Consider the following 24,754-nt stretch of genomic DNA (forward strand, 5'->3'; position numbering starts at 1 on the left):
GCGATGCCGGGTGAGGAGGCCGATAGGCAGGGCGGCTCGTCGGATATGTTGTTTTTATAACAACATAATATTCAGGTGAATCCTTTCACTTTGATTTTTCATGGTACATTGTTTTTTACAAAAACAAGGTAACCCGCATCCTGGAGTCGAACCAATGCATCCTCGTGTCCTTGAGGTCACCCAGCGCCTGATCGAACGCAGCCGCGCCACCCGCGAGCGCTACCTGGCGATGATCCGTGCGGCGGCCAGCGCCGGGCCGCAGCGCGGCAAGCTGCAGTGCGCCAACTTCGCCCATGGGGTGGCCGGTTGCGGCGGTGGCGACAAGCAGCGCCTGCGCCTGCTGGACTCGGCCAACGTGGCCATCGTCACCGCCTACAACGACATGCTCTCGGCCCACCAGCCCTACGAGGACTATCCCGAGCGCATCCGCCAGGCGCTGCGCGACATCGGCTCGGTCGGCCAGGTCGCCGGCGGCGTGCCGGCGATGTGCGACGGCGTCACCCAGGGCGAGCCGGGCATGGAGCTGGGCATCGCCAGCCGCGAGGTGATCGCCATGTCCACCGCCGTGGCGCTGTCGCACAACATGTTCGACGCCGCGCTGTTCCTCGGCGTGTGCGACAAGATCGTCCCCGGCCTGCTGGTCGGCGCGCTGCGCTTCGGCCACCTGCCGGCGCTGTTCGTGCCCGCCGGGCCGATGCCCTCCGGACTGTCGAACAAGGAGAAGGCCGAGGTGCGCCAGCGCTACGCCGAGGGCAAGGCCAGCCGCGAGGAGCTGCTCGAGGCGGAGATGCAGGCCTACCACAGCCCCGGCACCTGCACCTTCTACGGCACCGCCAACACCAACCAGATGTTGATGGAAGTGATGGGCCTGCACCTGCCGGGCTCGTCCTTCGTCAATCCGGGCACGCCGCTGCGCGATGCGCTGACCATCGAGGCGGCACGCCAGGTCACCCGCCTGACCCAGCAGAGCGGCCAGTTCCTGCCGCTGGCCGAGATCGTCGACGAGCGCGTGCTGGTCAACTCGGTGGTCGCCCTGCTCGCCACCGGCGGCTCGACCAACCACACCCTGCACCTGCCGGCCATCGCCCAGGCCGCCGGCATCCAGCTCACCTGGCAGGACATGGCCGACCTCTCCGAGGTGGTGCCGACCCTGGCCCACGTCTATCCCAACGGCAAGGCCGACATCAACCAGTTCCACGCCGCCGGCGGGGTGGCCTTCCTGGTGCGCGAGCTGCTCGACGCCGGGCTGCTGCATGAGGACGTCAATACCGTGCTGGGCCGCGGCCTGCGTCGCTACACCCGGGAGCCGTTCCTCGACGGCGAACGTCCGGTGTGGCGCGAGGGCGCCATCGAGAGCCTCGACGAGAGCATCCTGCGCCCGGTGGCGCGGCCGTTCTCGGCCGAAGGCGGCCTGCGGGTGATGCAGGGCAACCTCGGTCGCGGGGTGATGAAGGTCTCCGCGGTGGCGCCCGAGCACCAGGTGGTCGAGGCCGAGGCGCGGGTGTTCCACGACCAGCAGGCGCTGGCCGACGCCTTCAAGGCCGGCGAGCTGGATCGCGATCTGGTGGCGGTGATGCGCTTCCAGGGCCCGCGCAGCAACGGCATGCCCGAGCTGCACAAGATGACCCCCTACCTCGGCGTGCTGCAGGATCGCGGCTACAAGGTCGCGCTGGTCACCGACGGACGCATGTCCGGCGCCTCCGGCAAGGTGCCGGCGGCCATCCATGTCTGTCCCGAGGCGTTCGACGGCGGGCCGCTGGCGCGGGTGCGCGACGGCGACCGCATCCGCGTCGACGGTCACACGGGCACCCTCGAGGTGCTGGTCGACGCCGCCGAGTTCGCCGCCCGCCAAGCGGCGCCCTGCGACCTGGAACCCAACGTCGGCACCGGCCGCGAGCTTTTCGCCTTCATGCGCCAGGCGTTCAGCAGCGCCGAACAGGGCGCCAGTGCCTTCACCGCCAGCCTGGAGAACCTGAAGTGAAGCCGGTGCTGGTGGGGGACATCGGCGGCACCAATGCGCGCTTCGGCCTGTGGCGCGCCGAGCACCTGGAGGCGGTGCAGGTGCTGGCCACCGCCGACTTCGCCGGCCCGCAGCAGGCCATCGAACACTACCTCGCCGAGCAGGGTCTGGCCGCCGGCGACATCGCCGCGGTGTGCCTGGCGGTGGCCGGCCCGGTGCACGGCGAGCACTTCCACTTCACCAACAACCACTGGAGCCTCGCGCGCGGCGAGCTGGCCGCCGCCCTCGGTCTGCTGCCGGACGACCTGCTGCTGGTCAACGACTTCACCGCCATGGCCCTCGGCATGACCCGCCTGCGCCCGCACGAGTGGCTGCAGATCTGCCCGGGCGTGGCCGAGGCGGGCAGCCCGGTGGTGGTGATCGGTCCGGGCACCGGCCTCGGCGTCGGCACCCTGCTCCCGCTCGGCGGCGGGCGCTGGCGGGCGTTGCCGGGGGAGGGCGGTCACGTCGACCTGCCGGTCGGCAATCCGCGCGAGATGGCGCTGTGGCAGGTGCTGTACGAGCGCCTCGGCCACGTGCGCGCCGAGGACGTGCTTAGCGGCAACGGCCTGCTGCAGTTGTATCGCGCCAGCTGCAGCGTCGACGGTCACGAGCCGGTGCTGGCCTCGCCGGCGGAGATCACCGCCGCCGCGCTGGACGGCGACGCCCAGGCCGTGGCGGTGCTCGAGCAGTTCTGCGTGTGGCTCGGCCGGGTCGCCGGCAACAACGTGCTGACCCTTGGTGCGCGGGGCGGCGTGTATATAGTGGGGGGCGTGGTGCCGCGCTTCGCCGAGTTCTTCAAGGCCAGCGGCTTCGCCCGCGCCTTCGCCGACAAGGGCTGCATGAGCGGCTACTTCGACGGCATCCCGGTGTGGCTGGTGACCGCCGAGTACCCGGGGCTGGAGGGCGCCGGCGTGGCCTTGCAACAGTTGCTGTAGGGAGCGTCCAGCGCACCACGGGCCCGCGCGGTGCGCATGGCGCACCCTGCGTTGGTTGGGTGAATCAGAACAACAAGGAAGGCCACCGTGAGCCAAGCCGGAAAATCCATCCTGCTGGTCGACGACGACCAGGAAATCCGCGAGCTGCTGGATGCCTACCTGAGCCGTGCCGGCTTCCAGGTGCGCGCCGTCGCCGACGGCGCGGGCCTGCGCGCGGCCATGGCCGCCGAGCCGGCCGATCTGGTGATCCTCGACGTCATGCTGCCCGACGAGGACGGCTTCAGCCTGTGCCGCTGGGTGCGCGAGCACCAGCGCTTCGCCGCGGTGCCGGTGATCATGCTCACCGCCAGCTCCGACGAGGCCGACCGGGTGATCGGCCTGGAGCTGGGCGCCGACGACTACCTGGGCAAGCCGTTCAGCCCGCGCGAGCTGCTGGCGCGGATCAAGGCGCTGCTGCGCCGCGCCGGCTTCGGCCAGGAGCGCACGGCCGGCGAGGTGCTGGCCTTCGACGAGTGGCGCCTGGACATGGTCAGCCACCGTCTGTTCCACCACGACGGCGAGGAGGTGATCCTCTCCGGCGCCGACTTCGCCCTGCTCAAACTGTTCCTCGACCGCCCGCAGCAGATCCTCGACCGCGACACCATCGCCAGCGTCACCCGTGGCCGCGAGGTGATGCCGCTGGAGCGCATCGTCGACATGGCGGTCAGCCGCCTGCGCCAGCGTCTGCGCGACACCGGCAAGCCGCCGCGGCTTATCCGCACGGTGCGCGGCGCCGGCTACCTGCTGGCGGCGCAGGTCACGCCGCGTGCCCATGCCTAGCCGCTGGCGCCTGGTGCCGCGCTCGCTGCTCGGGCGCATGCTGCTGCTCACCCTGCTGGCGGTGCTGCTGGCGCAGGTGCTGTCCAGCCTGATCTGGCTGTCGCAGCTGCGCGCCAGCCAGATGGAAGGGCTGGTCAGCACCGCGCGCAGCCTGGCGCAGTCGATGGTGGCCAGCGTCAGCTACTTCCGCTCGCTGCCGGTGGGCTACCGGCCGATGGTCCTCGACCAGCTGCGCAGCATGGGCGGCACGCGCTTCTTCGTCTCGCTCAACGACAAGCCGCTGGAGATGCCGGTGCTGGCGGAAACCCCGCGCAAGCGTGCGGTGATCGACGAGGTGGAGAGGGTGCTGCGCGAGCGCCTCGGCAAGCAGGTGGAGATCTCGCTGCACTTCGTCAGCCCGGACGACCTGCGCGTGTTCAACAGCGGCCTCAAGCTCAACGAGCTGCCGCGCTCCTGGGCGCACTACGCGCTGAGCCTGGAGCCGCTCGATCCGCCGATCCTGGTCACCCAGATCCGCATCGGCGAGGGCGAGTGGCTGTACCTCGCCTCGCTGCTGCCCGAGCCCTACGCCAATCTCGAGGATGATGGCCTGCCGCGCCAGCAGCTGTGGTTCATCCTGCTCACCAGCGGTTTCCTGCTGCTGTTCATCGGTCTGCTGGTGCACTGGCAGAGCCGCCCGCTCAAGCGCCTGGCGACCGCGGCGCGGGAGATGTCGCTGGGCGCCGAGGTCGAGCCGCTGGCCGAGGCCGGCGGCAGCGAGGTGGTCGAGGTGAGCCGCGCCTTCAACAGCATGCGCGAGCGCATCAGCCGCTATCTGAGCGAACGCAGCCAGCTGTTCAGCGCGATTTCCCACGACCTGCGCACGCCGATCACCCGTCTGCGCCTGCGCGTCGAGCTGCTCGACGACGAGGGGCTGCAGGCCAGGTTCAGTCGCGACCTCGACGAGCTGGAGCTGCTGGTCAAGGGCGCCCTGCAGTGCGTCAAGGACACCGACATCCACGAGAACATCGAGCAGGTCGACCTCAACCATCTGCTGCTCGGCCTGGTCGAACCCTACCTCGGCAGCGGCCGGGTCAGCCTCGACGGTGCGGCACTGACCGCCTATCCCGGCAAGCCGCTGGCCCTGCGCCGCTGCATCGGCAACCTGCTGGACAACGCGCTGAAGTACGGCCAGCGCGCCCACCTGCACATCGAGGACGACGCCGAGGCGTTCGTCCTGCACGTCGACGACGAGGGGCCGGGGGTGCCGGAGCAGAAGCTCGAGCAGGTGTTCGAGCCGCACTTCCGCCTGGCCAGCCAGCAGCAGGGCTACGGCCTGGGCCTCGGTATCGCGCGCAACCTGGCGCACAGTCACGGCGGCGAGCTGAGCCTGCGCAACCTGCGCGAGGGCGGCCTGCGCGTGACCCTGTGGCTGCCGCGCCAGGGCGCCTGAGTTCTTCCATTCCCTGTAGGGACGAATTCATTCGCCTTGGCGGGGCATTTTGGCGAATGAATTCGCCCCTGCGCCATGCCATGGGGGCGTGACAAATCCCGCCTTTTGTAACCAGTCCGTGACCTTCCACCATCCCTTTGTTACCCGCGCCGCTGCGGGGCGTGGGTAGACTTCAGGACAAGGCAAGCACTCCGACTTGCAAGCGATAAGAACAAAAAGGTAAGCCATCGATGAATGCCATCTCCCGCCTGACCGCTGTCGTTTCCCTCGCCTCGCTGTTGCCGCTGTCCGCCCTCGCCGGCGAAGTGGAAGTCCTGCACTGGTGGACTTCCGGCGGCGAGAAACGCGCCGCCGATACTCTGCAGAAACTCGTCGAAGAGAAGGGCCACAGCTGGAAGGACTTCGCCGTCGCCGGTGGCGGCGGCGAGGCGGCCATGACCGTGCTGAAGACCCGCGCAGTGTCCGGCAACCCGCCGTCCGCGGCGCAGATCAAGGGCCCGGACATCCAGGAGTGGGGCGAGCTCGGTCTGCTCGCCGAGATGGACGAGGTGGCCGGCGAAGGCCAGTGGGACCAGCTGCTGTCGCCGCAGGTGGCCGACATCATGAAGTACGACGGCCACTACGTCGCCGTGCCGGTCAACGTGCACCGGGTCAACTGGCTGTGGATCAACCCCGAGGTGTTCGCCAAGGCCGGCGCCACGCCGCCGACCACCCTCGCCGAGTTCTTCGCCGCCGCCGACAAGCTCAAGGCCGCCGGCTTCATCGCCGTCGCCCACGGTGGCCAGCCGTGGCAGGACGGCACCCTGTTCGAGGACCTGGTGCTGAGCATCCTCGGCCCGCAGGGCTTCCACAAGGCGTTCGTCGAACAGGACAAGGCGACCCTCACCGGTGCGCAGATGGTCGAGGTGTTCGCCGCCCTCAAGAAGCTGCGCGGCTACATCGACGCCGACGCCGCCGGCCGCGACTGGAACACCGCCGCCGGCCTGGTGATCAACGGCAAGGCCGGCATGCAGATCATGGGCGACTGGGCGAAGAGCGAGTGGAGCGCCGCCGGCAAGGTGGCGGGCAAGGACTACCAGTGCCTGCCGTTCCCCGGCACCCAGGGCAGCTTCGCCTACAACATCGACTCGCTGGCCATGTTCGCCCTCAAGGACGACGCCGACCGCAAGGCGCAGGCCGACCTGGCGCGCACCGTGCTCGAGCCGCAGTTCCAGCAGTTTTTCAACCAGAACAAGGGCTCGATCCCGGTGCGCCTCGACCAGGACATGAGCAGCTTCGACGCCTGCGCCCAGCAGTCCATGCAGGACTTCAAGCAGGCGGCCGCGGGCGGTGGCCTGCAGCCCAGCCTGGCCCACGGCATGGCCGCCTCCAGCTACGTGCAGGGCGCGGTGTTCGACGTGGTGACCAACTTCTTCAACGACCCGGCTGCCGACCCGCAGAAGGCGGCGCAGCAACTGGCCGCCGCGATCCAGGCGGTGCAGTAAGCGGTCGGGCCGCCGCCTGAGCGGCGGCCCCCAATCCCCGGCTCTCCCCATTGGCACAGGCCTCCCGGCCCGCGCCCCGGGATCGGCCGTGCCCGAAAACCGTAGGAGCCAGCTCGCTGGCGATCAGAACTTGGCTATCGCCAGCACGCTGGCTCCTACAGGGTTCATGCCGCGACGCATGCGTCGCAAGGAGTGATCGATGTCCTCAATCGCAGTCTTCGCCAGGCCCTCGCCGCTGGACGCATTGCAGCGCTGGCTGCCCAAGCTGGTGCTGGCGCCGAGCATGCTGATCGTGCTGGTCGGCTTCTACGGCTACATCCTGTGGACCTTCGTGCTGTCCTTCACCAACTCGCGCTTCATGCCCAGCTACAAGTGGGTGGGCCTGCAGCAGTACCAGCGCCTGCTGGACAACGACCGCTGGTGGGTGGCCAGCCAGAACCTGCTGGTCTACGGCGGGCTGTTCATCGCCATCAGCCTGGTGCTCGGCGTGCTGCTCGCCGTGCTGCTCGACCAGCGCGTGCGTCGCGAGGGCTTCATCCGCACCGTCTACCTGTACCCGATGGCGCTGTCGATGATCGTCACCGGCACCGCCTGGAAGTGGCTGCTCAACCCCGGTCTCGGCCTCGACAAGCTGCTGCGCGACTGGGGCTGGGAAGGTTTCCGCTTCGACTGGCTGGTCGACCCCGACCGCGTCGTCTACTGCCTGGTGATCGCCGCGGTGTGGCAGTCCTCGGGCTTCGTCATGGCGCTGTTCCTCGCCGGCCTGCGCGGCGTCGACCAGTCGATCATCCGCGCCGCCCAGGTCGACGGCGCCAGCCTGCCGACCATCTACCTGCGCATCGTGCTGCCCAGTCTGGGGCCGGTGTTCTTCAGTGCGCTGATGATCCTCGCCCACATCGCCATCAAGAGCTTCGACCTGGTGGCGGCGATGACCGCCGGCGGCCCCGGCTACGCCTCCGACCTGCCGGCGATGTTCATGTACGCCCACACCTTCACCCGCGGCCAGATGGGCCTCGGCGCCGCCAGCGCGATGCTGATGCTCGGCGCGGTGCTGGCGATCCTGGTGCCCTACCTGTACTCCGAGCTGAGGAACAAGCGCCATGCCTAAGCAACCCACTTTCAGCCTCAGCCGCCTGGCGATCTACGCCACGCTGATCCTGGCCTGCGCCGTCTACCTGGTGCCGCTGGTGGTGATGCTGCTGACCAGCTTCAAGACCCCGGACGACATCCGCAGCGGCAACCTGCTGTCGATCCCGGACGTGTTCACCCTGATCGGCTGGGTCAAGGCCTGGGACAGCGTCGGCGGCTTCTTCTGGAACTCGGTGAAGATCACCGTGCCGGCGGTGATCATCTCCACCCTGCTCGGCGCGCTGAACGGCTATGTGCTGTCGATGTGGCGCTTCCGCGGCTCGCAGCTGTTCTTCGGCCTGCTGCTGTTCGGCTGCTTCCTGCCGTTCCAGGTGGTGCTGCTGCCGGCGTCCTTCACCCTCGGCCAGTTCGGCCTGGCCAACACCACCGGTGGCCTGGTGTTGGTCCATGTGGTCTACGGCCTGGCGTTCACCACGCTGTTCTTCCGCAACTTCTACGTGAGCATCCCGGAAGCCCTGGTGCGTGCCGCGCGGCTCGACGGCGCGGGGTTCTTCACCATCTTCGGGCGCATCCTGCTGCCGATGTCGATCCCCACCATCATGGTCTGCCTGATCTGGCAGTTCACCCAGATCTGGAACGACTTCCTGTTCGGCGTGGTGTTCGCCAGCGGCGACAGCCAGCCGATCACCGTGGCCCTGAACAACCTGGTGAACACCAGCACCGGGGCCAAGGAATACAACGTCGACATGGCCGCCGCGCTGATCGCCGGCCTGCCCACCCTGCTGGTCTACGTATTCGCCGGCAAATACTTCCTGCGCGGCCTCACCGCCGGCGCCGTCAAAGGCTGAGGAGCACTTTTCATGGCAACCCTCGAACTGCGCAACGTCAACAAGACCTACGGCAACGGCCAGGCCGACACGCTGAAGAACATCGAGCTGGCGATCGATTCCGGCGAGTTCCTGATCCTGGTCGGTCCCTCGGGCTGCGGCAAGTCGACCCTGATGAACTGCATCGCCGGCCTGGAGGACATCAGCGGCGGCGCCATCCTGGTCGACGGCCAGGACATCAGCGGCATGAGCCCCAAGGATCGCGACATCGCCATGGTGTTCCAGTCCTACGCGCTGTACCCGACCATGAGCGTGCGCGAGAACATCGCCTTCGGCCTGAAGATCCGCAAGCTGCCGCAGGCCGAGATCGACGCCGAGGTCGCAAGGGTGGCGAAACTGCTGCAGATCGAGCACCTGCTCGAGCGCAAGCCGGCGCAGATGTCCGGCGGCCAGCAGCAGCGCGTGGCGATGGGCCGGGCGCTGGCGCGGCGGCCGAAGATCTACCTGTTCGACGAGCCGCTGTCCAACCTCGACGCCAAGCTGCGCGTGGAGATGCGCACCGAGATCAAGCTGATGCACCAGCGCCTGAAGACCACCACGGTGTACGTCACCCACGACCAGATCGAGGCGATGACCCTGGGTGACAAGGTGGCGGTGATGAAGGACGGCATCATCCAGCAGTTCGGCACCCCGCAGCAGATCTACAACGATCCGGCCAACCTGTTCGTCGCCGGCTTCATGGGCTCGCCGCCGATGAACTTCATCCCCCTGCGCCTGCAGCGCCAGGGCGGCCGCTGGGTCGGCCTGCTCGACAGCGCCGACGGTCACTGCGAGCTGGCGCTGGGCGAGGTGGAGGAGGGCCTGGAGGGGCGCGAGGTGATCCTCGGCGTGCGGCCGGAGCAGATCCTGGTCGGCGCTGCCGGCGACGCGCTGCCGGGCCTGCGCGCCCGGGTGCAGGTGCTCGAGCCGACCGGCCCGGACACCCTGGTCTTCGTCGAGATCAACCAGACCAAGGTGTGCGTGCGCCTGGCGCCGGACGCCGCGCCGCGCGCCGGCGACACCCTGGAGCTGCAGTTCGCGCCGGACAAGGTGCTGCTGTTCGACGCGCAGAGCGGCGAGCGCCTGGGCGTGCTGGGCAAGGCGCGCAGCCCCGAGCGGCAGGCCAAGGTCGCCCAGCTGGAGGGCCGCTGAGCACGCAGCTCCTACCGAAAAGACCACGCCGGCTGGTTCAGCCGGCAATCCATGGCAACACAACAATAAAAATCTGGAGTGGCTATGAGCACGACTTTCAAAGGTTTGTGGGTTCTGCCCTGCGCGCTGTTCGCGGTGTCCGGGCTGGCGCAGGCGGTGGAGTTCACCGGCTACGTGCGCGCCGGCGCCGGCGGCACGGACGAGGGCGGCACGCAATCCTGCTTCCAGCTGCCGGGCGCGCCGTCCAAGTACCGCCTCGGCAACGAGTGCGAGCAGTACATGGAGCTAGACCTGCGCCAGGACCTGGTCAAGCTCGCCGACGGCTCGACCATCAGCGTCGAGGGCATGGCGCAGCTGTACAACGAGTACGGCCACACCCCGGAGTTCACCGGCGGCCACGGCTTCGCGCGGATGAACCAGATGTACGCCGAGTGGAGCGACATGCCGCTGCTCAACGGCGGCTCGCTGTGGGCCGGGCGCCGCTTCTACAAGCGCAACGACATCCACATCTCCGACTTCTACTACTGGAACCAGAGCGCCACCGGCTTCGGCCTCGACGAGGTGAAGATCGGCGACCTCAAGTACAGCTACGTGTTCTCGCGCAAGGACAGCGTGTTCCAGGATCCCTACATCAACCGTCACGACTTCAACGTCGGCGGCTTCCGTAGCAACCCCGGCGGCGAGGTCGAGGTCGGCGTCAGCTACATCGACAAGCCGGACAGTCGCGACGCGCACAGCGGCTGGGCGGTCAGCGCCCAGCACAAGCAGGACGGCTTCCTCGGCGGCGCCAACACCTTCGCCGTGCAGTACGGCGAAGGCCCGGGCACCGGCCTCGGCTACACCGGCGACCCGACCCTGGACAGCAGCGACAAGAGCTGGCGCGTGGTGGAGTTCTTTGACTGGCAGCTGACCCCGCGCTTCGGCGGCCAGTTCGAGGTGGTCTACCAGAAGGACACCCGTGCGGACGGTGACGACCAGGACTGGCTGTCGCTCGGCGTGCGTCCGGTGTACGCGCTCAGCGAGCAGTTCAAGCTGGTCGCCGAGCTGGGCCACGACCAGATCGACGCTCCCGACGGCACCCGCAAGCTGAGCAAGTTCACCGTCGCGCCGATCTGGTCGCCGGCCGGCCCCGGCTTCTGGCAGCGCCCGGAAGTGCGCCTGTATTACACCTACGCCAGCTGGAACGAGGCGGCGCAGCGCGCGGCCAACCAGATGGCGGCGGGCTCGGCGCTGTCCGACAGCGGCGCCTTCGGCGATGCCCTGCACGGCTCCAACTTCGGCGTGCAGCTCGAGTACTGGTGGAAGTGATGAGCGCCGCGCTGACCGTCAGTGAGCCGTGGCGTAGCGGCCTGGGGCGAGGGGGGGGCCGTCTGGAGGGGCGGATTCATTCGCCAAGGGTCGTGCAACGACCCCGGGATGGGGCAGTCCTTCGGCCTGTCTGGCGAATGAATTCGCCCCTACGGAAGCACGAGGGCGGTCTCGGGGCTGTGCGGTGGCGCTCAGCCCAGCTCCTCGTCGCTCGGGTAGCGGGTGGCGTTGAGGCTTTCCTTGATCTTACGCAGGTGCGGCTGGAAGTCCACGCCGCGGCGCAGGGTCACCCCGGTGGCCAGCACGTCGAGCACGGCGAGCTGGATGATCCGCGAGGTCATCGGCATGTAGATGTCGGTGTCCTCCGGCAGCGGGATGTCCAGGCTGACCGTGCAGGTCCTGGCCAGCGGCGAGCCGGCGGCGGTCAGGCCGAGCACCGAGGCGCCGTTCTGCCGGGCGATGCGCGCCACCTCGACCAGCTCGCGGGTGCGCCCGGTGTAGGAAATGATCACGAACAGGTCGCCGGTGTACGCCACCGAGGCGAGCATGCGCTGCATCAGCACGTCGGAGTGGGCCGACACCGCGAGGTTGAAGCGGAAGAACTTGTGCTGCGCGTCGAGCGCCACCGAGGCCGAGGCGCCGAGGCCGAAGAAGTGGATCTGCCGGGCCTGGATCATCAGGTCCACCGCCTGGCTGATCAGCTGCGGGTCGAGGCTCTGGCAGGCGCTGTCCAGCGAGGCGATGGTGCTGCCGAAGATCTTGCGGATGTAGTCCGCCGGCGCGTCGTCCGGCTCCACCGCGCGGCTGACGTAGGCGGCGCCGCTGGCCAGGCTCTGCGCCAGCTGCATCTTCAGCTCGGGGTAGCCGTTGACGCCGAAGGAGCGGCAGAAACGGTTCACCGTCGGCTCGCTGACCTGCGCGGCCTGGGCCAGCGCGGCGATGCTGAAGCGGGTGGCCTGCTGCGGGTCGCGCAGGATCGTCTCGGCGACCTTGCGCTCGGCCTTGTTGAGCTCTTCGAGGCGGCTCTGGATCTGCTCCAGAAGGTTGTGCACGCGATCCATCGGGGTTCCTGGCATGGGGACTGCAATCGGTGGCCTATCGTACTGAGCGGCTCGGGGGGCGGCCACCGGAATATCGGCTCTGAAGAAATGTAGTTTTATTACTACATTTTTATTGATGAAACGATTCATCAGGTGTATTCATGAACGCATGTTTGATAGAAGAACAAATACCATGACCCCGCAAGCTATCGAACCCTGTACCCTCGCCCTGTTCGGCGGCCTTGGCGACCTGGCGCTGCGCAAGCTGTTCCCGGCGCTCTACCAGCTCGATCGCGCCGGCCTGCTGCCGGCGGCGACGCGCATCCTCGCCCTGGCCCGCGACGACGGCGACCCCGCCGCGCACCTGGCGACCATCACCGACGGTTTGCAGCGCCATGTGCCGGCGCGCGAGCTGGAGGAGGGCGCGCTGCAACGCTTCCTGGCGCGCCTCGACTACCTGGCGATGGACTTCCTCTGCGCCGACCACTACCCGGTGCTGGCCGACCGGCTCGGCCCGGTGGAGCGGCTGATCGCCTACTTCGCCACTCCCGCTGCGGTGTACGGCGCGATTTGCAACGGCCTGGCGCAGAGCGGCCTGGCCGGGCGCACGCGGGTGGTGCTGGAGAAGCCGATCGGCCACGACCTGGCCTCGTCGCGGGCGGTCAACGAGGCGGTCGCCGCGCACTTCCCGGAGAACCGCACCTACCGCATCGACCACTACCTGGGCAAGGAGACGGTGCAGAACCTGATCGCCCTGCGCTTCGCCAACAGCCTGTTCGAGACGCAGTGGAACCAGAACCACATCTCCCACGTGGAGATCAGCGTGGCCGAGCAGGTGGGCATCGAAGGCCGCTGGGGCTACTTTGACCAGGCCGGCCAGCTGCGCGACATGATCCAGAACCACCTGCTGCAGCTGCTCTGCCTGATCGCCATGGACCCGCCCAGCGACCTGTCGGCCGACAGCATCCGCGACGAGAAGGTCAAGGTGCTCAAGGCGCTGGCGCCGATCGCTCCCGAGCAGCTCGGCCAGCAGGTGGTGCGCGGTCAGTACGTGGCCGGCAGCATCCTCGGCAAGCCGGTGCCCGGCTACCTGGAGGAGGACAACGCCAACGCCCGCAGCGACACCGAGACCTTCGTCGCCCTGCGCGCCGAGATCCGCAACTGGCGCTGGGCCGGCGTGCCCTTCTACCTGCGTACCGGCAAGCGCATGCCGCAGAAGCTGTCGCAGATCGTCATCCACTTCAAGGAGCCGCCGCACTGCATCTTCGCCCCCGAACAGCGCCCGCTGATCAGCAACAAGCTGATCATCCGCCTGCAGCCGGACGAGGGCATCTCCCTGCAGGTGATGACCAAGGACCAGGGCCTCGACAAGGGCATGCAGCTGCGCAGTGGCCCGCTGCAGCTGAGCTTCTCCGACACCTACCGCAGCGCGCGGATTCCCGACGCCTACGAGCGCCTGCTGCTCGAGGTGATGAAGGGCCAGCAGAACCTGTTCGTGCGCAAGGACGAGATCGAGTACGCCTGGAAGTGGTGCGACCAGCTGATCGCCGGCTGGCGCCAGCAGGGCGATCCGCCCAAGCCCTATGCGGCCGGAACCTGGGGGCCGATGGCCTCCATCGCCCTGATCACCCGTGACGGCAGGAGCTGGTATGGCGATCTGTAATCTCGACCTGCCGGCGCAGGTCATCGGCTTCACCCTGAGCGACCCCTTGCAGCTCGCTGGCGAACTGGCGCTGGCCGTGGCCAATGCGCTGCGTGCGGCCATTGCCGAACGCGGCCGGGCGACCCTGGTGGTGTCCGGCGGGCGCAGCCCGGTGGAGTTCTTCAAGCGCCTGTCGGCGCAGCCGCTGGACTGGTCGAAGGTGGTGGTCAGCCTCGCCGACGAGCGCTGGGTGCCGGTCGGTCACCCCGACAGCAACGAGGGCCTGGTGCGCCGCCATCTGCTGCAGGGCGAGGCGGCCGCCGCGCGCTTCGTCGGCCTGTACCGGCCGGCGGCCAGCCTGGCCGAGGCCGCCGACCTCGCCGATCGGGCGCTGGCCGAGCTGCCGCAGCCGATCGACGTGCTGGTGCTGGGCATGGGCGAGGACGGCCACACCGCCTCGCTGTTCCCCGGCAGCCCGCAGCTGGCCGAAGCGCTCGACCCCGCCTGTGCGGCGCGCTGCCTGCCGATGCTGGCGCCCGGCGTGCCACACCAGCGCCTCAGCCTGACCCTGCCGCTGCTCGCCGGCGCCCGCCTGCGCCTCTTGGCGCTGCAGGGCCAGGGCAAGCTGGCGACCCTGCGCGACGCGCTGGCCGGCGGCGACGCGCAGCAGATGCCGATCCGCGCCTTCCTCAACCTTCCCCTCGAACTCTACTGGTGCCCCTGAGCCCGAAGGACAGTCCCATGAGCATTCTCTCCAGCCGTCGGGCCAGCCAGCGCGAAGCCGTGCCGAGCATGACCGACAAGATCGCCCTGATCGACCGCCTCTGCGAAGCCGCGCGCATCCTGCCGGTGATCACCATCGAGCGCGAGGCGGACATCCTGCCGCTGGCCGACGCCCTGGCCGCCGGCGGCCTGCGCACCCTCGAGGTCACCCTGCGCTCGGAATACGGCCTGGCCGCCATCCGCCTGCTGCGCGAGCAGCGCCCGGAGCTGTGCATCGGCGCCGGCACCGTGCTCGACGAGCTGATGCTGGCCGAGGCCGAGGCGGCCGGCGCGCAGTTCATCGTCACCCCCGGCAGCACGCCCGAGCTGCTGCGCGCCGGGGTGTACAGCCCGCTGCCGCTGATCCCCGGCATCGGCAGCGCCTCCGAGATCATGCTCGGCTACGCCCAGGGCTACCGGCGCTTCAAGCTGTTCCCCGCCGAGCTGTGCGGCGGCGTCGCCGCGCTCAAGGCCTTCGCCGGGCCGTTCGGCAACCTGCGTTTCTGCCCGACCGGTGGCGTGCACCCCGGCAACGCGCGCAGCTACCTGGCGCAGCCCAACGTGATGTGCGTGGGCGGCACCTGGATGCTCGACCGCGAGTGGATCCGCAACGGCGACTGGGAGCGCATCCAGACCGCCAGCGCCGAAGCCCTGCACATGCTGGGCTGAGTACAGGCAATTGCATGAAGCCAAGTTCCCGGTCCGTAGGGGCTAATTCATTCGCCTTGGCAGGGTGCCTGGGCGAATGAATTCGCCCCTTCAGCGGGTTGACTAGGCTCGGAAGCCATTCATGCAATTGCCCTGAAGCTGAGTACAGAGCGGGCGGCTGTGCCGCCCGCCGTTCGAGCAACTTTCCGGGAGACGCCATGCTGCGCAGAACGAAGATAGTCGCCACCCTCGGCCCGGCAACCGCCACGGCGGAGGCCATCGAGGGCCTGGTCCGCGCCGGGGTCGACGTGGTCCGGATGAACTTTTCCCACGGCCAGGCCGAGGAGCACCTCGCCCGCGCCGCGCTGGTCCGTGAACTGGCCGCGAGGCACGGCCGCTGCGTGGCCATCCTCGCCGACCTGCAGGGGCCGAAGATCCGCATCGCCCGCTTTGCGCAGGGCAAGGTGCAGCTGCACAAGGGCACGACCTTCGTGCTCGACGCCGGGCTGGACAAGCGCGCCGGCGACCAGCACGCGGTCGGCATCGACTACGAGGCGCTGGTCGAGGACAGCCGCCCCGGCGACATCCTGCTGCTCGACGACGGCCGCATCGAACTCGAGGTGCTGCGCGTCGACGGCCGCCGGGTGGTCTGCGAGGTGCTGGTCGGCGGCCCGCTGTCCAACAACAAGGGCATCAACCGCAAGGGCGGCGGCCTCTCGGCGGCGGCGCTGACCGCCAAGGACCACGCCGACATCCGCACCGCGGCGCAGATGCAGGCCGACTACCTGGCGGTGTCCTTCCCGCGCGATGCAGGCGACATGCGCCTGGCCCGCCGCCTGCTGGAGGAGGCCGGCGGTTCGGCCGGACTGATCGCCAAGATCGAGCGCGCCGAGACCGTCGCCGACCCGGCGGTGCTGGAGGAGATCATCGCGGTTTCCGACGGCGTGATGGTCGCCCGCGGCGATCTCGGCGTGGAGATCGGCGACGCCGAGCTGGTGGCGGCGCAGAAGCTGATCATCGACCGCGCGCGGGCGGCGAACCGGGTGGTGATCACCGCCACGCAGATGATGGAGTCGATGATCAGCCAGCCGCTGCCGACCCGTGCCGAGGTGTTCGACGTCGCCAACGCGGTGCTCGACGGCACCGACGCGGTGATGCTGTCGGCCGAGACCGCCGCCGGCGCCTATCCGGTGGAGACCGTGCAGGCCATGCAGCGGATCATCCTCGGCGCCGAGAAGCACCCGCACACCCACCGCTCGCGGCACCGCGTCGACCGGGTGTTCCAGCGCATCGACGAGTCGATCGCCATGTCGGCGATGTACGCCGCCAACCACCTGCAAGGCGTGCGGGCGATCATCTGCCTGACCGAGAGCGGCGACACGCCGCGGCTGATGTCACGCATCCGCTCGCCGCTGCCGATCTTCGCCTTCTCGCGCCATCCGCGCACGCAGAACCGCGTCGCCCTGTTCCGCGGCGTGCATCCGATCGCCTTCGACGCCGCGCGCTTTGCCGACGCCGAGGTGAACCGCCAGGCGGTGGCCGAGCTGGTGCGCCGCGGCCTGCTCGCCGACGCCGACCACGTGCTGATCACCGCCGGCGACCAGAACACCCCGGGCGGCACCGACACCCTGCGCATCGCCCGGGTCGGCGAGCTGCTGGCCGGCCTCGCCGAGCGGTCGGACGCTGACGGCGAGCCGGCGCTGCCGCGCGATTTCGACATCCGCGCCGAGTGCGCGGAGCAGCAGGAGCTGCTCGCTCCGGGCGCCGTGGAAGCCGGCGCCGTATCGACTTTCCCGCCGCGCTGCGGCGCGCAACCGCCTCTGGAGGCTCGTTCATGACCACCGCAAGCCAACTCGAAAGCCTGTTCCCCAGCATGGACGCGATCCCCGAGCGCTACCGCCTCGGCGCGCCCATCGAGCAGCGCGAATACCTGGTCAACGGCGCGCTGCGTCGCTGGGAGGGGCCGCTGGCCACGGTGCGCAGCCCGGTGTTCCTCGCCACCGAGCAGGGCGACGAGCAGGTGGTGCTGGGCAGCACGCCGCTGCTGGATGCCGAGGCCGCGCTGGAGGCGCTGGACGCCGCGGTGGCGGCCTACGACCACGGCCGTGGCCTGTGGCCGACCCTGCGCGTGGCCGAGCGCATCCAGTACGTCGAGGGGTTCCTCGCGCGCATGCGCGAGCAGCGCGACAGCGTGGTCCGGCTGCTGATGTGGGAGATCGGCAAGAACCTCAAGGATTCGGAGAGGGAGTTCGACCGCACCTGCGACTACATCGTCGACACCATCCAGGCGCTCAAGGAGCTGGACCGCCGCTCCAGCCGCTTCGAGCTGGAGCAGGGCACCCTCGGCCAGATCCGCCGCGTGCCGCTGGGCGTGGCGCTGTGCATGGGCCCCTACAACTATCCGCTGAACGAGACCTTCACCACCCTGATCCCGGCGCTGATCATGGGCAACACCGTGGTGTTCAAGCCGGCCAAGTTCGGCGTGCTGCTGATCCGCCCGCTGCTCGAGGCGTTCCGCGACAGCTTCCCGCCGGGCGTGATCAACATCATCTACGGCCGTGGCCGCCAGACGGTCAGCGCGCTGATGGCCAGCGGCAAGATCGACGTGTTCGCCTTCATCGGCACCCACAAGGGCGCCAGCGACCTGAAGAAGCTGCATCCGCGCCCGCACCGCCTGCGCGCCGCGCTCGGCCTGGACGCCAAGAACCCGGGCATCGTCCTGCCGCAGGTCGATCTGGACAACGCGGTGAGCGAGGCGATCACCGGCGCGCTGTCGTTCAACGGCCAGCGCTGCACGGCGCTGAAGATCCTCTTCGTCCACGAGGAAGTGCTCGAGCCGTTCCTCGAGAAGTTCAGCGCCAAACTGGCCGCGCTCAAGCCGGGCATGCCTTGGGACGACGGCGTGGCGCTAACCCCGCTGCCGGAGCCGGGCAAGGTGGAGTTCCTCAACGGCCTCTTGGCCGACGCGCTGGCCAAGGGCGCGCGGGTGGTCAACCCCGGCGGCGGCGCGCACCGGCAGAGCTTCTTCTACCCGGCGCTGCTCAGCCCGGTGACGCCGGCGATGCGCGTCTACCACGAGGAGCAGTTCGGCCCGCTGGTGCCGGTGGTGTCGTTCCGCGAACTGGAGGAGGTGATCGACTACGTGCTGCAGTCCGACTACGGCCAGCAGCTGTCGATCTTCGGCAACGACCCCGAGCAGGTCGGCCGGCTGGTCGACGCCTTCGTCAACCAGGTGGGACGCATCAACATCAACGCACAGTGCCAGCGCGGCCCGGACAGCTTCCCGTTCAACGGCCGCAAGAACTCGGCGGAAGGCACCCTGTCGGTGTACGACGCCCTGCGCGTGTTCTCCATCCGCACCCTGGTGGCGACCCGGTTCCAGCCGGACAACAAGGAGCTGATCAGCGACATCATCCGCAACCGCCAGTCGAGCTTCATCAGCACCGATTACATCTTCTGAGCCGGGGCCAGCCGCCGCCACCAGCGCTGCAGGCGTCCAGGCGTGCATTGCCGGAAACTGCCTAGCAGGCCGGCGGCATCGATACGGCGCTGGCCGGGATCCAGGGCCAGCGCGGTGCGCAGGGCCGGCCAGCACGGCGCCGGGAGATTGCCCGGACGCTGCAGCTGGCGGTCCAGGCGTTGCTGCCGGGCTTCGCGGGCGTCCAGCCGGCCGAAGGGATGGCTGCCGCCGGCCAGCTCGTGGAGCAGGCAGGCGAGGGAGTACAGATCGGCGGCGGCGGACAGCGGTTCGCCGTCGAGCAGTTCCGGGGCTGCATAGCCCGGTGTCCAGGCGACGAAGCGCTCGCGGCTCAGGCGCGGCAGGCCGTCCAGCGCCCCCTCCAGTGACTGGCCGAGTCCGAAGTCGAACAGGCGCAGGCCGTCCTCGGCAAGGATCACGTTGCCGGGCTTGAGATCGCCGTGCAGGACGCCGGCGCCGTGGGCATGGGCCAGCGCCTCCAGCAGCGGGATGGCGACGTCGCGCAGCGCGGGCCAGGGCAGTCCGTGGGGATGCTCGTCTTGCAACTGGTCGAGGGTCGGTCCCTTGAGCAGTTCGAGGGTCATGAAGGCGCGGCGGCTCGCGGCGTCGACCTCGAAGCCGTAGGGACGGATCACGTGGGGGTGGCGCAGGCGCAGGGTCAGGGCGTACTCGCCGTAGAGCAGCGCGTGGGCGTCCGGGTAGGCGCTGAACTCCTCGCTGAGGGTCTTCAGCGCCACCCAGGGTTCGGGGTCGCCGAACTGCTCGCGCAGCAGGTCGCGGGCGCGGTACACCGCACCCATGCCGCCGACGCCGAGCAGCCGTTCGATGCGGTAGCGTCCGCTGAGCAGATCCGGCAGCGGACCGGGGGGCGGCGCCACCTGCGGGTTGACCGCCGGCTGGGCGCCGGCGGCGAAGGCGAAGTAGGTCTGGTTGCAGGCAGCGGGGCTCATCGGCGGATCACCACGGCACTCAGGTTGTCGCGCGCCGGACCGTCCAGGGCCCGGTCGAACAGCTGGCGCACGGCCAGCGCGGCGGAAGGCAGGGCGAGCGCGCTGCCGAGCGCCTCGGGCGCCAGATCCTGGTAGAGGCCGTCGCTGCACAGCAGGAAGGTGTCGCCGGGCAGCACGTCCAGTTCGACGACCTCCAGGGCCAGCGCCTCGCCGACGCCCACCGCGCGGGTCAGCGCATGGGCCGCCGGATGGGTGGCGGCCTGCTCCGCGGGTATCCGCTGCTCGTCGATCAGTTGCTGCACCAGCGAGTGGTCGCGTGTCAGCTGGTAGAGGCGGCCGCTGCGCCACAGGTAGCAGCGACTGTCGCCCGCCCACACGCAGGCCGCGCGCTGCGCCTCGATCAGCAGGGCGACCACGGTACTGCCGATCACCGGATCGGGGCAGGCGGCGGTCACCGTCGGCGTCTGGCCGAGGTGACGGTTGAGACGATGCAGGCACTGGCGCACCTGCCCGAGGCGCGCGGCCAGACTGCCGGCCAGCCTCAACTCGGCGAGGCCGTCGACGATCAGCCGGCTGGCCAGGGCGCCGCCGCGATGACCGCCCATGCCGTCGGCGACCGCCCACAGTCCCTGCTGCGGGCGGTCGAGCACGGCGTCCTCGTTGCCGGCGCGCACCTTGCCGGTCTCGCTGCGCGCGGCGCTGCGCCAGCCCGGGATGGCCGCTGTCATCACAGCGCCGCCGGCAGCTGGAAGTCGCGCAGCCGGGCGAGGTCGAACGGATTCGGCGCGCGCTGGCTGTGCAGCAGGTAGCTGGTCTGCAGACCGTCGATGCTGGCCTTGACCATCAGCACGTCGCGGCCGCGGTGGTAGTCCACCTGCATTCGGTCGAGCAGGCGGAACAGCGACCAGGGGCCGCCGTCCTGGCGGATGCCGACCTTGCGTCCGCCGAGTTCCTCCAGCACCAGGCTGGTCTGGCCGCCGTCGGCCTCGGCCGGCCAGTGGAAGGCGGTCGGCACGATCGGACCGTGGCGGTACTCCAGCTGCTGGTCGCCGAAGCGGAAGTCGGCGCGTCCGAGGCTCGAGTCGAGCGAGTAGGGTTCGAGCTTGAAGCGGACCTGCGGCTCGGCGGGATCCTCGGCGAAGAAGCTGCGGCGGATGTTCTGCGCCAGGTTCATCTGCGCGAGGATCTCGCCGGATACCGGCAGGCCGTGGCCGTCGACGCGGCGCAGCTGATACTCGCCGGCACTGCCGGTGACGAACGGCTTGAGATAGCGCTCGAAGAAGCGGTCGGCCACTCCCTGCGCCTTGAAGAACTCGCGGAAGTCGGCGAGCGCGACGTCGCTCTGGCTGTCGGCGCTGAACGGATAGCGCTGGCGCAGCGAGCCCTGGTAGAAGGTGTACAGCTCGTGCTGGTAGCGCTGGTTGAGGTGGTCGTAGGCGCCGTCGAGCACCAGCAGCCAGCTGTCTTCGGCGAGCAGGGTCAGCCATTCGCCGAGCGGACGGGGCAGCCGGCTGGCGCTGGTGCGCAGCTGGTTGAAGGCGTCGCGCTGGCCACCCATGCGCGCCTTGGCCAGCTCGAAGGCGGCCTGGTCCGGAGCGCTGGCGTGGCTCAGCCCGGCGAGCTGCAGCTGCAGGGCATCCATGGCCTGGAAGGCGGCGGTCAGCCCAGGGGCAGGGCCGCCGTTGTCGTCGAGCAGCTGGTGCAGCGGTGCGAAGCGGCGTTCCAGGGCCCTGCGCGCGGTATCCGGCAGGTCCTGCGCCACGGCTGCTTCGGTCTTCTGGGCTGCGGCGGCGGCCAGTTGTGCGGCCTTGGCGGATTTGCCGCCCTTGTCGGCGAGCGCTTCGGCAGCATCGGCGGCCTCGTCGGCGGCGCTGGCCAGGCCGGCGAAGCGGGTGTTGTCGCGCACTTCCACCAGCAGGGCCAGCAGCGGCGAGCTGGCCGCGGTCAGCCCGGCCAGTTGCTCGGCGCCCTGCCGGGTGTCGGCGATCTGGTCGAGGGACAGCAGATTCAGCGCTTCGCTCCAGTGGCTGGCGTAATCGCGGAAGTACAGCTGCTCCATTTCCACCATCAGGCGGCCGAGGTCGTTGGCGCTGAGGCTTTCGCCTTCGCCGAGTACCCAGTTGTCGCGCAGGATGTCGCGCACCAGGCTGCTGCCCTGGGCGATGAAGTACTGCTGGTAGCCGCGCTGGGTGTAGAAGCCGGGGATCGGGTAGTCGGTTCCGCCGAGCAGGACGCCCTGCGCTCCCAGCTTCTGCTCCAGGCGGTAGTCCGGCAGGCTGCGCGCCTGCTCCTGGAGCATGCGGTACACCACGCTGGCCAGCGACTCGCGACGCAGCACTTCGCGTGCCTGGCTCACCAGTCGGGCATTCGGCGTCCAAGGGCTGAAGGTTCCTTCCAGCAGGCGGGCGAAGTGGCCGTTCAGGCCGGCCTGCAGGGCGGCGTCGCCGGCATGCCGCTGCGACCAGTCGGCAGCCAGCCAGTCCTTCAGATAGGCGCCGTCGCGGCGCTCCTCGATACCGAGCATCAGGTAGGCGCGCAGGCTGCCCAGCAGGCGTTCGCGGTCGCCTAGGTTGGCGCGGATCTGCGCCTCGAGCTGGTTTGCCACGCGGGGCAGCAGCAGGTTTTCCAGGCTGCGGCGGTAGGCGGCCTGCAGCAGCGGATCGACTGCCTCGCCCTGGTAGAGACCGGCGCGCTCTCGCCAGGCGGCGTCGGCGCTCGCCGGGAATACCCGGGTGGCGGCATGGCGACTGTCCAGAATCCCGAGCATCTGGCGGACGTCGTCTGCGCTGCGGGATGTCCGGCTGGCTTCTGCGGCGATCTCGCGCAGCTGTTCCAGGCGTCCGTGGTTGGCGGAGAAACTGCCGGCCCAGACCAGGCCGAACAGCGCCAGGCAGGCGAAGGCGCCGGCGTACAGGGCGCGCTGGCCCCAGTCGATGCGCCGCACTTCCTGCTGGTCGAGGGTGGCCAGATCGGCCTCGGGGAAGATCACCCGGCTGAGCAGGTGATGGATGAAGCGCGCCCGCCCGCTGCGCAGGGTGGGCAGGCTGCTGCCGCGCAGGCCGAGGTTGCGGCCGATGCCGGCGGTCAGCGGGTCGAGCTGGGCTTCCAGCTGCGGCGCGCTGGTCAGGTAGAAGCCGCGCAGCTGGCTGGCGCGCTGGTAGCGGTTGCCGGCGAAGGCCAGCTCGACGAACAGGCACAGGCGTTCGCCGATCTGTCCCAGCTGGTGCGGGAAGTCGAGGATGCGGCCGCGGCGCTGGGTGTCGCGCTCCTGGTGCATGCGCTGGATCACCTGGCTGTTCAGGCGGCGCAGCAGCTCCTCGAACTCCTGGCGCACCACGCCGGCATCGGTACCGTCCTGCTCGCGGCGGAAGCTGGCGCCGAGCACCTGGTCGCTTTCCTCGCGCGACAGCTGGTCGAAGAATTCGTCGAAGCCGAGCACCTGGTCGGCCTTGCTCAGGACCAGATAGACCGGCACCTCGACACCCAGGCGCCGGTGGATCTCCTGCAGGCGCTGGCGGACCTGTCGCGCCAGTGTCTCGAGCTCCGGTTCGTTGCCGTCCTGCAGGCGCTCGACCGGGATGTTGACCAGCACGCCGTTGAGCGGGCGGGCGCGGCGCTTGCGCAGCAGGCCGAGCAGGGTGTCCCAGGCCCTGCCGTCGACTGTGGTGTCGGGCTGCGTCAGGTAGCGGCCGGCGGTGTCGATCAGCACGGCGTGCTCGGCGAAGTACCAGTCGGCATGGCGGGTGCCGGTGACGTCGCGGGTCAGGCGCTGCGCCTCGTCACGGTTGAGCGGGAAGTCCAGGCCGGAGAAGTCGAGCAGCGAGGTCTTGCCGCTGCCCTGCGGGCCGATCAGCAGGTACCAGGGCAGTTCGCTGCGCCATTTGTCGCTATGTCCGCCATACAGGCTGGAGCTCTTCAAGGTGCGCAGGGCTTCGCGAAAACGCTGCTGCAGGATGCTCTGCTCCTCGCTGATCAGGCCATCGCGGCGCAGACGTTCCTGGGCAACCTCGTCCTCTTCCTCGGCCTTTTGCCGGCGGGTGGCGCGCCAGTTGCTGAATACCAGGAACAGTCCCCACAGCAGGCACAGCGCGGCGATGCTCAGCAGCCGGCTGCCGGCAGAGGCCCAGAACTTGTGTTCGGCGACCGCCAGCAGCGGACCGGCGAACCAGATCAGCAGGGCCAGCACCAGCAACAGGCACAGGCTCCATACCCAGGTCTTGCGGAAAAAGGCGCCCAGGCGGGCGAAGAAATCTTTCATGCTGCATTCATCCCTGAATCACTGCTGTTCGCCGGCGTTGCCGGAGAGGGTCTGATACGTCTGCAATACGCTGTCGCGCTGTTCGCCCAGCACCCAGGCGAAGCCGCCATACATCACCGTCAGGCAGGCCAGGGTGAACAGCGCCACCAGCCACCACGGCACGATGCGCACCAGGTGGCGGCGGGTGTCCCGGAGGCCCTGCCAGTGCGGCGACACCTCGCGCGGCACGTCGCCGCGCAACTGGCGGATCTGCCGGTACAGGCTGTCGCGGATCGCCTCCAGCTCGAGCATGCCGCGCGGCAGCACGCGGTACTTGCCCTCGAAGCCGAGCGCCAGGCACAGGTACATCAGCTCGAGCATCGGCAGGTGCTTGACCGGGTTGCGGGTCAGCCGCTCGAGCAGCTGGAAGAACTTCTCGCCGCCGAAGGTCTCGTTGTGGAAGGAGGACAGCAGGCTCATCTGTGTCCACTCGCTCTCGTTGCCCCAGGGCGTGGTGACCACCGCCTCGTCGAGCACCGTGCACAGCACGTAGCGGGCGGCCATCACCTGGCTGCTCTCGGCGCCGTCGTGCAGGGTGCGGTGCTCGAACAACTTGAGTTCATCGCCGAGGTGCTGGTTGAGCTCGTGCAGATCCTCGGCCGTGAGGCTGTGCTTGAGGCGCACCACCTCGGAGAGCAGCGCGGAGGCGGCGGCGACCAGTGGATTGAGACTGAGGTTGAAGCTCTCCGCCGGGCGCAGGCGGGCGGCGTAGATCATCCGCTCCTCGAGCTGCTCGTATTTCGGCGGGCTGGCGAAGTCGGTCAGCGGGCTGTGGGCCGCGGCCTCGCCGCCGCGGTTGAGGATGACAGTGCGGTCGTCCCTGGCATGGTCCATTGCGCGGTTCATATAG

The 24,754-nt window shown here is 69.3% G+C and carries 19 protein-coding genes; 14 read left to right on the forward strand and 5 right to left on the reverse strand.

Annotated features, from left to right (window positions below; translation table 11 throughout):
- The first annotated feature begins 154 nt into the window (after positions 1-154).
- The 9 genes from edd (at position 155) to BLT78_RS03420 (ending at position 11,087) form a co-directional block, all read left to right on the forward strand.
- Positions 155-1,981, forward strand: coding sequence for a phosphogluconate dehydratase (edd, locus tag BLT78_RS03380; protein ID WP_090347621.1), 1,827 nt, complete (start codon positions 155-157; stop codon positions 1,979-1,981).
- Positions 1,978-2,937: a glucokinase gene (locus tag BLT78_RS03385; RefSeq protein ID WP_090347622.1), complete on the forward strand. Its 960-nt coding sequence runs from the start codon at positions 1,978-1,980 to the stop codon at positions 2,935-2,937. The genes edd and BLT78_RS03385 overlap by 4 nt, the downstream gene beginning before the upstream one ends.
- Positions 2,938-3,024: 87 nt before the next feature.
- Positions 3,025-3,756 (forward strand): response regulator, encoded by a 732-nt coding sequence (locus BLT78_RS03390; protein ID WP_090347623.1) that lies wholly within the window; start codon positions 3,025-3,027, stop codon positions 3,754-3,756.
- Entirely contained in the window at positions 3,749-5,188 is a 1,440-nt protein-coding gene (locus BLT78_RS03395; RefSeq protein WP_090347624.1) for an ATP-binding protein, read from the forward strand. Before BLT78_RS03390 ends, BLT78_RS03395 begins: the two co-directional genes overlap by 8 nt.
- Positions 5,189-5,418: 230 nt before the next feature.
- On the forward strand, positions 5,419-6,672 hold the full coding sequence (locus tag BLT78_RS03400; protein WP_090347625.1) for an ABC transporter substrate-binding protein: 1,254 nt from the start codon (positions 5,419-5,421) through the stop codon (positions 6,670-6,672).
- Positions 6,673-6,871: 199 nt separating this feature from the next.
- Complete coding sequence (locus BLT78_RS03405) at positions 6,872-7,780, forward strand: carbohydrate ABC transporter permease (RefSeq protein WP_090347626.1); 909 nt, start codon at positions 6,872-6,874, stop codon at positions 7,778-7,780.
- Entirely contained in the window at positions 7,773-8,609 is an 837-nt protein-coding gene (locus tag BLT78_RS03410; RefSeq protein ID WP_090347627.1) for a carbohydrate ABC transporter permease, read from the forward strand. Before BLT78_RS03405 ends, BLT78_RS03410 begins: the two co-directional genes overlap by 8 nt.
- A gap of 12 nt (positions 8,610-8,621) precedes the next feature.
- The gene (locus tag BLT78_RS03415; RefSeq protein ID WP_090347628.1) at positions 8,622-9,779 is read left to right on the forward strand and encodes an ABC transporter ATP-binding protein; all 1,158 of its coding nucleotides are present in this window, start codon (positions 8,622-8,624) and stop codon (positions 9,777-9,779) included.
- Positions 9,780-9,863: 84 nt separating this feature from the next.
- On the forward strand, positions 9,864-11,087 hold the full coding sequence (locus BLT78_RS03420) for a maltoporin (protein WP_090347629.1): 1,224 nt from the start codon (positions 9,864-9,866) through the stop codon (positions 11,085-11,087).
- A gap of 191 nt (positions 11,088-11,278) precedes the next feature.
- Here the strand turns inward: BLT78_RS03420 and BLT78_RS03425 are convergent, their stop codons facing one another.
- Positions 11,279-12,139 carry a MurR/RpiR family transcriptional regulator gene (locus BLT78_RS03425; protein WP_172830817.1) on the reverse strand — a complete coding sequence of 287 codons (861 nt, stop codon included), beginning with the start codon at positions 12,137-12,139 and terminating at the stop codon, positions 11,279-11,281.
- A gap of 181 nt (positions 12,140-12,320) precedes the next feature.
- Between BLT78_RS03425 and zwf the strand changes: the two genes are divergently transcribed.
- The 5 genes from zwf (at position 12,321) to BLT78_RS03450 (ending at position 18,639) form a co-directional block, all read left to right on the forward strand.
- The gene (gene zwf, locus BLT78_RS03430) at positions 12,321-13,790 is read left to right on the forward strand and encodes a glucose-6-phosphate dehydrogenase (RefSeq protein WP_090347631.1); all 1,470 of its coding nucleotides are present in this window, start codon (positions 12,321-12,323) and stop codon (positions 13,788-13,790) included.
- Positions 13,777-14,493, forward strand: coding sequence for a 6-phosphogluconolactonase (pgl, locus tag BLT78_RS03435; RefSeq protein WP_090347632.1), 717 nt, complete (start codon positions 13,777-13,779; stop codon positions 14,491-14,493). The genes zwf and pgl overlap by 14 nt, the downstream gene beginning before the upstream one ends.
- Positions 14,494-14,510: 17 nt before the next feature.
- Positions 14,511-15,200 carry a bifunctional 4-hydroxy-2-oxoglutarate aldolase/2-dehydro-3-deoxy-phosphogluconate aldolase gene (locus tag BLT78_RS03440; protein WP_172830760.1) on the forward strand — a complete coding sequence of 230 codons (690 nt, stop codon included), beginning with the start codon at positions 14,511-14,513 and terminating at the stop codon, positions 15,198-15,200.
- Positions 15,201-15,397: 197 nt separating this feature from the next.
- Positions 15,398-17,017, forward strand: coding sequence for a pyruvate kinase (gene pyk, locus BLT78_RS03445; protein ID WP_090347633.1), 1,620 nt, complete (start codon positions 15,398-15,400; stop codon positions 17,015-17,017).
- Positions 17,014-18,639, forward strand: coding sequence for an NADP-dependent glyceraldehyde-3-phosphate dehydrogenase (locus tag BLT78_RS03450; RefSeq protein WP_090347634.1), 1,626 nt, complete (start codon positions 17,014-17,016; stop codon positions 18,637-18,639). Before pyk ends, BLT78_RS03450 begins: the two co-directional genes overlap by 4 nt.
- Here BLT78_RS03450 and BLT78_RS03455 read toward each other — a convergent pair.
- The 4 genes from BLT78_RS03455 to icmH are packed head-to-tail and all read right to left on the reverse strand — an operon-like array spanning position 18,627 to position 24,750.
- Positions 18,627-19,607: a serine/threonine-protein kinase gene (locus BLT78_RS03455; RefSeq protein WP_090347635.1), complete on the reverse strand. Its 981-nt coding sequence runs from the start codon at positions 19,605-19,607 to the stop codon at positions 18,627-18,629. The two genes, BLT78_RS03450 and BLT78_RS03455, sit on opposite strands and share 13 nt — an antisense overlap.
- Positions 19,604-20,335 (reverse strand): PP2C family protein-serine/threonine phosphatase, encoded by a 732-nt coding sequence (locus BLT78_RS03460; protein WP_090347636.1) that lies wholly within the window; start codon positions 20,333-20,335, stop codon positions 19,604-19,606. The genes BLT78_RS03455 and BLT78_RS03460 overlap by 4 nt, the downstream gene beginning before the upstream one ends.
- Positions 20,335-23,865, reverse strand: coding sequence for a type VI secretion system membrane subunit TssM (gene tssM, locus BLT78_RS03465; protein ID WP_090347637.1), 3,531 nt, complete (start codon positions 23,863-23,865; stop codon positions 20,335-20,337). Before tssM ends, BLT78_RS03460 begins: the two co-directional genes overlap by 1 nt.
- 18 nt (positions 23,866-23,883) lie before the next feature.
- Positions 23,884-24,750 carry a type IVB secretion system protein IcmH/DotU gene (icmH, locus tag BLT78_RS03470; RefSeq protein WP_090347638.1) on the reverse strand — a complete coding sequence of 289 codons (867 nt, stop codon included), beginning with the start codon at positions 24,748-24,750 and terminating at the stop codon, positions 23,884-23,886.
- Positions 24,751-24,754: the final 4 nt, after the last annotated feature.

The sequence above is a fragment of the Pseudomonas oryzae genome (assembly GCF_900104805.1).
GTDB lineage: Bacteria > Pseudomonadota > Gammaproteobacteria > Pseudomonadales > Pseudomonadaceae > Geopseudomonas > Geopseudomonas oryzae.